This window comes from Pedobacter sp. R-06 (assembly GCF_049913135.1).
Taxonomy (GTDB): Bacteria; Bacteroidota; Bacteroidia; order Sphingobacteriales; family Sphingobacteriaceae; genus Pedobacter.
Map to the genome: position 1 here is coordinate 2,694,208 of NZ_CP183977.1, position 11,370 is coordinate 2,705,577.

The following is an 11,370-nucleotide window of genomic DNA, read 5'->3' on the forward strand; positions in this document are numbered from 1 at the left end:
CGAAATTGCATATGAAAAAAATATTTCTAATTGTTTTATTGTCTTGCAGCCTTCTGGGTTTTGCTCAAACAGTAACAGAGCCAGCTAATAATCCAAAAGAATGGTCTCAGCCTACAGAGCCATTTAGAATTGCAGGTAATCTGTATTATGTTGGCACTTATGATTTAGCTTCTTATTTAATTGTAACAGAAAAAGGAAATATATTAATAAATACAGGTTTAGCTAATTCGCTTTCAATAATAAAAGAAAATATAAAAGCTTTGGGATTTGATTATAAATCAATCAAAATTTTGCTCTTAACCCAGGCCCATTTTGATCATTTGGGTGCAATGGCTGAGATTAAAAAAGAAACTGGTGCGAAACTTTATGTAGATGAGAAAGATGCGGACGCCCTTGAAACTGGTGGAAAATCGGATTATGAGCTTGGGAAATATGGCATAAGTTTCAAGCCCGTAAAACCGGATTTCTTATTGAAGAATAACGATAAAATTAAATTAGGCAATACTACTTTAACAATGCTTCATCATCCTGGGCATACTAAAGGATCGTGTAGTTTTATATTTGATACGAAAGATAAAAATTCTAGCTACAAAATTTTGATTGCCAATATGCCATCCATAATTGTTGATAGAAAATTCTCGGAAATAGCATCATATAAAGATATCCAAAAAGATTATACTGAAACCTTTAAAGCAATGAAAAAGCTTGACTTTGATCTTTGGGTTTCCTCTCATGCAAGTCAATTTGATCTCCATGATAAACGTAAATCAGGAGCCTCTTATAATCCAAAAGTCTTTATGGATAAAAGTAAATTTTTCAAAAATCTTCAAGATCTGGAAAATACTTTTCTCGAAAAAATAAAAGATTAGCCTTTTCCTAACTTGTTTAAAGCGATTAAAATATAAATAATCGCTTTTTTATGGAGATAGTTTAATTTCTTTTAGTTTAATAAACGCAACAATTAAGATAAACTCGTAAATGATAGTTTAACCTGATTGCTTATATTCCGGTGTAAAAGAATATTTTCGAAATCGAGCCCTATAGTTAAATCAATCCAATCTGGATTACAAGATCTTACCAAACGCTCTTTCTGCATGCGTGTAAACCGACTAATTGATTTAAAACGCAGTAAAGCTTGTGCTTCTGTTTTAAACTCTTCAAAATAAACCAGGCGGGTTAATTGTTGCCCATTATCAAAAAACAAGTTTGGCATCTGTTTGTAGAAATCCAGTGTCTTCATTAAATCAGAGCTCATGCCCACGTGCATACTTGTACGATTTCTGTCGGTAACGATATAAACAAACTTTTTCATGATCTTATGTTTAAAACTTAAAACTAAACTATTTAGTATACCCTCTTGCAATTCAAAATAATATTACTAACTTTATGAGCATAAAATTACTAACTATTTTAGTAATTCCAAATTTATTTTAAAATTTATTTTTATGTCAAATATTTCAAATAATTTAAAGTACCTCAGGAAGAAAAAAGGCCATACACAGCAAAATTTCGCTGATATTATGGAAATCAAGAGATCGCTCATTGGGGCTTACGAGGAAGACCGGGCAGAACCTAAATATGATTTACTAAAAAAAATAGCCGAATACTTTGATCTTACCATCGATGAATTCATCAATGAAAAAATATCTGACAGCTGGAAACCGAAGCCAAAAAGCCAGGGATCTAACCTAAGGGTACTGAGTATTTCAGTTGATCAGAACGATCGCGAAAACATCGAATTGGTTCCGGTTAAAGCAAGCGCTGGTTACTTGAACGGTTTTTCTGATCCTCAATATATTAGCGACCTGCCAAAATTTCAACTTCCATTGCCTGCATTAAGACAAGGTACTTTTAGAGCTTTTGAAATTATGGGCGATAGTATGTTACCTGTTCAACCAGGCAGTGTGATTATTGGCGAATACCTGGATAACTGGAATGAAGTAAAAACTGGTGAAACTTACATCGTAATTAGTAAAAATGAAGGTGTAGTATATAAAAGAGCAGGTAACCGTTTCAGAGAGAATAAAGATTTAAAGCTGATATCAGATAATAAAGTATACGATGCCTATACAATTGCTGCCGACGACATCCTGGAAATCTGGAAAGCCAAAGCATATATATCTACCTCATTACCGGAACCTGCACCAGACCCAACAATGGAAACCTTGACGCAGATGATGGCACAAATGCAGAAATCAATCTCTCAGTTAAATAAAAATTAACACTTTTTAACAACCGCCGATTAAACCGTTTGCGTTTTTATGTATCTATTGTTTTAACAAACACATAAAAACATAACATGAAAAAGGTAATTTTAACAATAGCAATTGCGGTAATGGGATTAACCGCTGCATTTGCTCAAGACACTACAAAGAGAGTAAGGCGGACAATGCCTAAAATGACTGCCGAGCAAAGAGCAGAAAAGGTAACCGCCAGATTAGAGAAACAGCTAAGCTTAACTGCTGATCAAAAGACCAAAATCTACGCCATTGAATTGGAAAACGCAAAGAAAATGGAGGCTTGGAGATCTGCTGATCAAGGCGATATGAAAGGCAAAATGAAAGAACGTAAAGCCGCTATTGATGAGCAAAAAGCTAAAATAGATGGCATTCTAACTGCTGAACAAAAAACCAAAATGGATGCTTTCCGTGCCGAAGCCAAAGAAAAAGGAGAGAAAATGAGAAAAGGAATGGGTGGTAGAGGTAAAAAAGACAAAGCACCTGTAGTTTCTAATCCTCCTGCACAAGGATAAATAGCTCAAACATTAATTAATTATATTTTTGAAAGCGTTCCGATTATTCGGGGCGCTTTTTTTACTTTTGACCAATGAGCAAAATTGAACAATTTCTTAACGGCAAACTTCAGGAACGAAAAGATAACCTTTCGATCAGGAATTTATCAACTAACATCCCTCCTTTCGATTTTTGTTCTAACGATTATTTAGGTTTTGCCAGATCTGGCAAATTAAAAAAACTGATTGACGATGCCATAGCCACACTCCCCCATTACCTGAATGGGGCTGGTGGTTCACGACTGTTAAGCGGGAATACTACATTTACTGAAGAAACTGAACAGTTTATTGCCGATTATCACCTGGCTGAAAGTGGATTAATCTTTAACTCCGGTTATGATGCCAATGTAGGACTATTATCAAGTATCCCGCAACGCGGCGACACCATTATCACTGACGAATTGATTCACGCCAGCATTATAGATGGCTGCAGGTTAAGCCATGCTACGCGTTTTAAATTTCTTCATAACGACATAAACGATCTTGAAACCAAACTGAAACTGGCAAAAGGAAACATATTTGTAGTGGTAGAAAGCGTTTATTCTATGGATGGTGATATTGCACCATTAATAGAGATAGTGAATCTTTGCGAGCGCTACCAGGCCAACCTGATTGTAGATGAAGCTCATGCTGCAGGAGTTTTTGGTGCAAATGGCAGCGGAATGGTCAACCAGCTTAACCTCGACAGCAAAGTATTTGCACGAATTGTAACCTTTGGAAAAGCTTTAGGTATACACGGAGCCATTATTTTAGGAAGTAAAAACTTACGCCATTACCTGATCAATTTTGCGAGATCGTTCATTTACACCACAGCTGCCCCTATTCATAATATAGTTGCAGTTAAATCGGCATACCAACACTTAAATGAAATTGACCATCAGCTGATTCATCAAAAAATTGCATTGTTTAGAAAAACCTTAAAAGCGCAAAACATTAATGCGCTTGATAGCAAAAGTACTATTCAGGGCATTTTGTTTTCATCAAATGAAGCGACTAAACTGGCCGCAATAGCACTGCAAAGCAAAGGTTTCGATGTACGGGCGATATTAAGCCCAACAGTAGCTTTGGGCAAAGAAAGGCTCAGAATCTGTCTTCACAACTTTAATACCGACGAGGAAATTATTTCGTTGGTTAATCATCTTAAAGAATTGAATTAAATGGCTAAATATTTTATCACAGGCATTGGAACGGGTATCGGAAAAACATTGATCAGTGCCGTTTTAACCGAAAAACTAAAAGCAGATTATTGGAAACCAATTCAATCAGGAGATTTAAATACCAGCGATAGCATAACCATACATAGTTTAATAAGTAATACGCAAACGGTTATCCACCCAGAAAGCTATAGATTAACACAACCTCTCTCACCGCATTTATCGGCGAGATTAGATGGCATTGAGATAGATCTGAATAAAATCAATATGCCTTTAACGAATAACGATTTAATTGTTGAAGGGGCTGGCGGTTTAATGGTACCCTTAAACGAAAAAGAATTGATTATCGATCTGATCAAAAAGTTGAATATCGAAGTGATACTGGTATCACAAAATTATTTAGGCAGTATTAACCACACACTTTTATCAGTAAATCTGCTTAAGCAATACGAAATCCCTATCAAAGGCATCATTTTTAATGGCGACGAGAATGTGGAAACGGAAAGATATATCCAGCAATATGCCAAAATAAAAAAGTTAGGTATTATACCTAACTTTAGCAATATTGATAAAGAAAAAGTAAAAGCAGCTGGCCAAAACCTTTATATTTAATAAATCCAAAGTCAGTTATAGTCTGTTTTTTTAGAAAGTAGTTGTCGTACTTCTTTTAAAGTTTAGAGATGTTTTTTACTTACCCCGATTTTATATCGGGACCGCGTCAACCAGGTTTAGAGATGTAAAGTCGGTGTAACTATTGATGGTTTAATAGCATAATGCAGAATTTATTTCTTGAGTATACACTTTTAATAGTAGTACTGGTAGTGCCACCTAAACCCGATCCAAGCGGGATGCTCCCGATTTTTCATCGGAGCAGAAGCGAGAGGGGGACTGTCGCTACCTAATTCTACTAGCGCTGCTTTCCAAAATATAGCTAACTTATAAAGCCATAAACAACTATTTCTTTAAAAATTAATGCTCGGTTAGATAACCGCTTTTTTTAAGAAATTCTGCCCAAACCTGGTATCCTGCCGGAATAAGGTGTAAACCATCTTTAGTAAGTTCTGCCCTTAAATGTTTGTCCTGATCGGTAAAATTTGGATACAAATCAATAACCGTTACATTTTTAGCCGCAAATTTTCTTATTTCATCGTTTAACCAAAGAATATGTTCGTCTTTGCCATAATGGTTTTTAAATTTTCCGAAAGCACTATTCACTGGTAATAGCGTATTGAAATAGATGTGCGTTTTCTTAGAACCTTTTCTGATTCTGGCAATCATTGTTTTATAATTTCTTAAGATCACACTATCTGGAATATTCCGGGAGATATCGTTTATACCAATCAGGATAAAAATCTTTGTTGGTTTACCATCAATTACATCTTGTAAACGCTCTAAAACCCCGAAGGTAATATCGCCCGAAATTCCTCTGTTTTTTGCCTGTGGCAGATCTAAAAGTTTAGCCCAATCTGTGCCGGCGGTAATGCTGTTACCCAAAAAGACGAAATCTGTTTTAGATTTTGGATCGGCTTTAAACTTCGCTACTTGCTCAACATATTTCCCAGGGCGATAGGTGCTGTCCCATTTTACATGCTGAGCCATAGCTGCTGTAAAACTTAGGGTAAATATAACAACGGTTACCAATAACTTATTAAAAAGTGCTTTCATATTATATTTTTATTAAGGCGTAAAATACTATTTTGCCTGAACTAAAATATCCGGATAATCAGAAATAATGCCATCCACATTTAAGGCTTTTAGTTTCTGAATATCGGCTAAAGTATTGGCAGTCCAGGGAATGATTTTTACACCATCAGCATGTGCTTTTTTAACCAATTCTTCGTTTACCATTTGCCACACCGGACTTAAAATAAATGGTTTAAAACCTAAATCGGCGATATTCTCTTCATATGTCTTTTTATTGGCAACCAAAAAAGAGGTTTTTATTTTAGGATACTTTTCGTGAATAATCTGGATCGTCCTTTTATCAAAAGATTGGATTACTACAAAATCAGCGATTTTTTTCTTTAAAATTACATCCATTAAAAGTTTAACAAACTCTTCGGGTTTAGGGTTGGTAATCCCATCTTCTTTTTCGTTACATTTAGTTTCTATGTTATAAAAAAACTGCTTGCGCTTATTTGCCTTAATATCGTGCTGAACCGCATCTATTAGGTCAGAAAGTAATGGAAGATATGTTTTTTCTTTTTTCTGCTGAGGAAATTGCTCATAATACTTGGTACCTAAATCAAACTGTTTAATTTCAGCGTAGTTCATTCCAAAAATCGGATATTTCTTAGCATCTGTTACAGGAATGTCTTTCCCTTCCGGAGTAAGCATAAATGCTGGGCTCAGATAATCATCATGAGTTACCACTACCTTACCATCTTTAGAGATGTGGGTATCCATTTCCAAAGTGGTAATTCCTTCTATTTTCATGGCGTTTAACATCGCCAAAATGGTGTTTTCGGGCATAAGTCCTCTTCCGCCACGATGTGCTTCTGCGCTAAATACCGGAAATTTAACTTCCTGACTAAATGATTTAACTGCAAATGCAGACAAGAAAATAAAAATTGCTGTTGTATTAAGTTTCATATTTAGAAGGGATTTGGCGTAATAGTGGCGTCAGATGTTACCATCTGACGCTGTTAATCTATTTAAATTTAATTTTAGAAAGAGACTTTTAAAGATCCGGCAAGATGTATAATCTGATAGCACTGTAATTTTCAAATTAGCATTTGTCGGATGGTAACATCCGATAGCAAGTGGCTTAAGCATTAATTTCTGCCTCAAATTTTTCTCCGAAGCGGTCGGTCGCTACAACCTTTACTTTTTTAACCGATGGTTCGAAATGCGCCATAAACAAATGATCTGTTGATCTTGGTTCCACAAATGGTCGTGGATTTGGCAGTTTATCACCTTTATACAATTTAAGGGCTAAGGGATCAAATCCATCTTGTTGAGCTAACAAGCCCATTGGTTTGCCGTCAAAGAAATATTCTACTTTCCATTCAGGATCATAATTCCAGACGTTGGCAATTAACCTTTTCTGATTGGTTAAGGTATCTACGTAAATATCAAGCTGTTCTTTTCGATCACGTCCGGTAGATTTGTAGTACCATTTCAAATTAGTCCCATCTACTTCGTAAACGCCATAGCCACGCGGTGTACCATCCTCGCAAATGGGGCCTGTCCACCAGCCACCACAAACGGTACCATGGTTATGTTCGTAAATGCCGTTCTTAATTACATTTTTATTAAAATGCGTATGTCCCGACATGATATGAACGTTTTTGAAATCTTTTAACACCGCATAAAAATCATTGTTATTTTTAACTGCATTATGTACCGGAATATGAAGGCAGATAATCAGTAATGCATCTTTAGGCACCAGTTGCAGATCTTTGGCCAACCATTCTAACTGCGTTGGGGTGATGTATCCATCGTAAGTTCTTTCTACCCCCAAATAACGTACATCATCTAAAACCACGTAATGAGCCTTACCCCTGTTAAAAGAGTAATAAGTTGGGCCATAATGTGCTTGAAAAGTGCGGTCAGAGGTATCATCACCTCCTTGCCTGTAATCCTGATCATGATTTCCTAATGCCTGGAAAAATGGAATCCCGATTTTAGCAATAGCCTCATCGTACGCAGGAAAAAGATCAAAATTATCCCAAACTAAATCACCGACGCCGATGCCATGAACAGGTGTTTTCCCCATTGCTTTTACCACTTCTCTTGTATCAGGAACTGAAGTTTCCATCATTTGCTGAACATCCTTTTTATTCTTCACCTGAGGATCTGCCCAAATGATAAAATTATGTTTGTTATCATTTTGTTTTAGCGGCTTCAGATCAAAATTTAACTTACCTGCTGTATCTGGTTTGTAATAATGGCGGGAGATACTGCTTTCGGTTTTAAATTCGTAACCAGATGGTGTACTGATCCAAACAAAACGGGCAAGCTCATGGAGTTGGATCTGATAATTACCCATTTTATCTGTCTGTACCACGCTGTAGCCATCAGAAATTACTACCCCAGAAACAGCTTTACCTTTGCTGGTTACTGTTCCGCTCACCAATCCATCAACAGCGAATAACGAAGATGGAAAGGATTTTAAACTAACAAATAAGGTTGTGGTTAATAAAGTTGATTTTTGTATAAAGGATCTTCTGTTCATTGAGAATGATTTTTTATTTACTGCGGAAGAATATAAAATAATTTCTTCCGCAGATGACAAAGATTTTTATAGATATTTTTAAATTTATTATCTTATTTCAGTTGCGTTAACAGGCTCAATATCTTTAAGTGCTGAGGTTTTAGTTAAAAGAATCGGAGTTTGCGTTCTTGCTTTTACCCATTTATTTAATTTTGTATCATAAGCGCCGCCTAAAAGGTAGAAATAGCCTAAATCTGCAGTTAAATAGGTTAACGATTGTGTATTTGTACCTGCTCTGTAAAAAGGTTGAGGAACTAAATTTTGAGGATTAATGATATCGTAAATATCAGTATTACCAATTCTGTAACCTCCACCATAATTAGGGGCACCGCCAGATTGATATAATAGCCCGCCAGTACTAACCCACAATACATCGATAGGTACAGTAGCTCCGGAAACCTCAATACCTCTAAATACTGCCATCCCGAATGCATTACCACTATTTGCCATTAAACCCGTGGTGGCATTACCAGTAACTGTACTAGCTGAGTTAAAACGATCGCTCACCTTATTATAATCTAATGCCCTAATCCATTTTGATGAGGCAATTGATGTAGAATTAGCGCCGTTAATTAATTTATTTATACCACCAACATAGAAAAATTCGCCTTTGCTTACAGTGCCAGAAGTTAGATTTATTTTGTAAGTACGCTGCTGGCCAGTTGCCCAACCTTGTGCTGGTACACCGGTTGGTACAGATGCTCCAGCATTATTAGAAACTATTAAAGAAAAAGGCGTGTTGGCAAAATTAATATCTTTAGTAGCCCTGAGCTGAACGTATTCATTGTTGCCATCACCACCATTTACATCACTTATAAAGCCTGAAATTACACATTCAGGAGCATCAATGTTAGTGCTTAAAGCGCCAATATCATTAGCATTAGTTATACGTAGTTGTGGAAGTATTTTATCATTAACGATTTTATTGATTATTATCCCTTTATAATTACCAGAATATGGTGGCTTTACAGATGCAAATGACGCTGTTGGATTGGTATAGAATCCGAAATCATCTGTACCATCATTTAAAACTTTATCGCCTGCTAAGGTTTCTGTAGCAGATAATGTTGGATTGAATGTGCATTTATAAATAGTTAGCAAAGTACATTCGTACCTATCTGGATAAGTAGCTATTAGATTGCCATATCCTCTCGAAATATATAAAGTTTTACCTGAAGCAATTTTAGTAACATCAGCAGCAGTTTTGCCCATAATTTGTAACGTACCATCAACACGTTTCAACACTCCCCCTTCAATTTTAACATGAACAGAATCGCCAGGAACATATTTTGCAGCATCAGCACCAATGTTTATGGCAATACCTCTTAATGAATCTAGCCCACCAACAATTCTAGTATTTTGAATGATGAGCAAACCCGATGGCAAATTATTGGTAGAATGATCAGAAATTACCTGCCCTTTAACCATACTGGCCCCACGCATATTTTCGGTTGTAAGCGTTACTTCAGTATTTTTATAAATTTTGCGTAAATCAACATTTGGGATAAACATACTAGGTGTTGATAATACGTAATCGGTATCTCTTTTACAACTTATTATAACTGCAATACACCCTAGTGCAAACAGCATATTTCTTATTATTTTATTCATAACTTTTTAATTCAATTTTAAATAATTATGGTTTCTGCCACCACATTAAGGTATTTATGTCATCAGCACCTTGTGCAGCTATTGCATTATTATAACCAGTTGGATTTGTTGATTGTGTTACCACTGGATAATTTAACCGTGCTGGCATTTTTTGGTTGTTAACCAAACCGGGTCCTTTTGGTAAAATAGGATGTCCGGTACGGCGATATTCAAACCATTGCTGAAAATCCACCAAAAACATTGCATAGTATTTTTGTATATGAATCATCTCTAACTGACTATTTCCGGATGTGGTATTATCCAATGGAAGTGTTGAATCCCAATCTAAATTGGCTGCCTGTACATAATCAATAAACCTACTATCAGTTGTTGTACTGATGTAATTTGGCAACCAATAATTTATCGCATCAACCATTCCTTTGTAGTAATATTTTTCAGTTGGGCCACTAATCCATCCTCTTGCAGCAGCTTCTGCCAAAATAAAATCAACTTCGGCAGCATTCATAATTATACCTGTAAAACGATCAGTTTGTAAGGTGGGCTTATTTTCAGCATCAGAATTAAAGTGAGATAAAACCGAAAGACCAGATCCCTGAGCATAACCACTTGGAATACCAACAAAACCACCATTTGGTGCAGCATCTATACAAAAACGATTAACATTGTTACCTGTTAAATTACTATTCATACGGGGGTCATCCCATGTTACCAGATTACCCAAAAAGAAATTGCAAATAGGAATTCCTCTGAAATCAGCAGCTCTAATATTCACCATAAATGGTGATGAAAAAACTGCGGTACTACTGTTTGTTCCGTTCCATAAAATTTTAGCCGTGTGGGTATTATTTTGCATTATCGGATATTCTGATGGATTGCCATCAACAATTTGTTTTATTTTGGCAATTATAGTTGGCGCAACTTCGGCTTTGCCCGATGCCCTTAATAATAATCGTAAATATAACGAGTTGCAAAACCTTCTCCATTTTGAAACATCGCCTTGAAAAACAGGATCGCCAGTGGTATTAATTGGCGTACCCTCTTTTAAAAGTTGGTTAGCTTGTTCTAATTTGGCAAACATATCAGCATAAATATCTTTTTGTCTGTCAAATTTAGGTTGTACGTTTCCCTCTTTACCTAAATTGGCTTCGCTATAAGGTACATCTCCATAAGTATCAGTTAATAATTGAGATACCCAAGTTTGAGCAACAAGTGATATGCCTTGATATGATTTGTTTAGCGATTCTGGCTTGCTGGCAATGGTATAAATATCTTTTAAATCAGTTAAAAATAAGTACCAATTGTTCCAGGTATAATCTGCCTGTGTTCTTCGTACATCGTACCTAAAAACACGACCTTCCGAATCGTTAATTTCAACCGTTACTTGCATTAGCTGGTTATTAAAATTCCAATTTCTGCTCATATTTGCGTTAAGAACACCAACTAAAGCAGGTGCTAATAATTGGTTTGCTGTTGTTGTGCTCTTGCCAATAGGATCGGTATTAACTCCGGTAAAGTCTTTTGTACAAGAATTAAAGGTTAAACCAATAATGGCTAAAAAAGTATATGCTAATGTTTGTTTATAATTTTTCATGTTGATA

Annotated in this window: 11 protein-coding genes; 5 read left to right on the top strand and 6 right to left on the bottom strand. The window is 35.9% G+C overall.

What is annotated here, in order from left to right; genetic code table 11:
• Positions 1 to 11: 11 nt before the first annotated feature.
• Positions 12 to 869: a PEDO-2 family subclass B3 metallo-beta-lactamase gene (gene blaB3PEDO, locus ACN9MR_RS11050; RefSeq protein WP_426329742.1), complete on the top strand. Its 858-nt coding sequence runs from the start codon at positions 12 to 14 to the stop codon at positions 867 to 869.
• Positions 870 to 961: 92 nt separating this feature from the next.
• Here the strand turns inward: blaB3PEDO and ACN9MR_RS11055 are convergent, their stop codons facing one another.
• Entirely contained in the window at positions 962 to 1,312 is a 351-nt protein-coding gene (locus ACN9MR_RS11055) for a GIY-YIG nuclease family protein (protein ID WP_029275228.1), read from the bottom strand.
• 133 nt (positions 1,313 to 1,445) lie between these two features.
• On the opposite strand from ACN9MR_RS11055, the gene ACN9MR_RS11060 reads away from it, so the two are divergent.
• The 4 genes from ACN9MR_RS11060 (at position 1,446) to bioD (ending at position 4,557) form a co-directional block, all read left to right on the top strand.
• A complete protein-coding gene (locus ACN9MR_RS11060) occupies positions 1,446 to 2,222 on the top strand; it encodes an XRE family transcriptional regulator (protein WP_426329743.1) in 777 nt (258 codons plus the stop codon).
• Positions 2,223 to 2,299: 77 nt separating this feature from the next.
• Positions 2,300 to 2,752 carry a hypothetical protein gene (locus ACN9MR_RS11065; RefSeq protein ID WP_426329744.1) on the top strand — a complete coding sequence of 151 codons (453 nt, stop codon included), beginning with the start codon at positions 2,300 to 2,302 and terminating at the stop codon, positions 2,750 to 2,752.
• Positions 2,753 to 2,826: 74 nt separating this feature from the next.
• Positions 2,827 to 3,948, top strand: coding sequence for an aminotransferase class I/II-fold pyridoxal phosphate-dependent enzyme (locus tag ACN9MR_RS11070; RefSeq protein ID WP_426329745.1), 1,122 nt, complete (start codon positions 2,827 to 2,829; stop codon positions 3,946 to 3,948).
• A complete protein-coding gene (gene bioD / locus ACN9MR_RS11075; protein ID WP_426329746.1) occupies positions 3,949 to 4,557 on the top strand; it encodes a dethiobiotin synthase in 609 nt (202 codons plus the stop codon).
• 357 nt (positions 4,558 to 4,914) lie between these two features.
• Here bioD and ACN9MR_RS11080 read toward each other — a convergent pair whose 3' ends face one another.
• The 5 genes from ACN9MR_RS11080 to ACN9MR_RS11100 form a co-directional block, all read right to left on the bottom strand.
• Positions 4,915 to 5,610 (bottom strand): GDSL-type esterase/lipase family protein, encoded by a 696-nt coding sequence (locus tag ACN9MR_RS11080; RefSeq protein ID WP_426329747.1) that lies wholly within the window; start codon positions 5,608 to 5,610, stop codon positions 4,915 to 4,917.
• Between the two features lie 27 nt (positions 5,611 to 5,637).
• Positions 5,638 to 6,537 (bottom strand): glycerophosphodiester phosphodiesterase family protein, encoded by a 900-nt coding sequence (locus tag ACN9MR_RS11085; protein ID WP_426329748.1) that lies wholly within the window; start codon positions 6,535 to 6,537, stop codon positions 5,638 to 5,640.
• 175 nt (positions 6,538 to 6,712) lie between these two features.
• On the bottom strand, positions 6,713 to 8,122 hold the full coding sequence (locus ACN9MR_RS11090) for a calcineurin-like phosphoesterase C-terminal domain-containing protein (protein ID WP_426329749.1): 1,410 nt from the start codon (positions 8,120 to 8,122) through the stop codon (positions 6,713 to 6,715).
• A gap of 87 nt (positions 8,123 to 8,209) precedes the next feature.
• Positions 8,210 to 9,772 (bottom strand): DUF5689 domain-containing protein, encoded by a 1,563-nt coding sequence (locus tag ACN9MR_RS11095; protein ID WP_426329750.1) that lies wholly within the window; start codon positions 9,770 to 9,772, stop codon positions 8,210 to 8,212.
• Positions 9,773 to 9,797: 25 nt separating this feature from the next.
• A complete protein-coding gene (locus ACN9MR_RS11100; RefSeq protein WP_426329751.1) occupies positions 9,798 to 11,363 on the bottom strand; it encodes a SusD/RagB family nutrient-binding outer membrane lipoprotein in 1,566 nt (521 codons plus the stop codon).
• Positions 11,364 to 11,370: the final 7 nt, after the last annotated feature.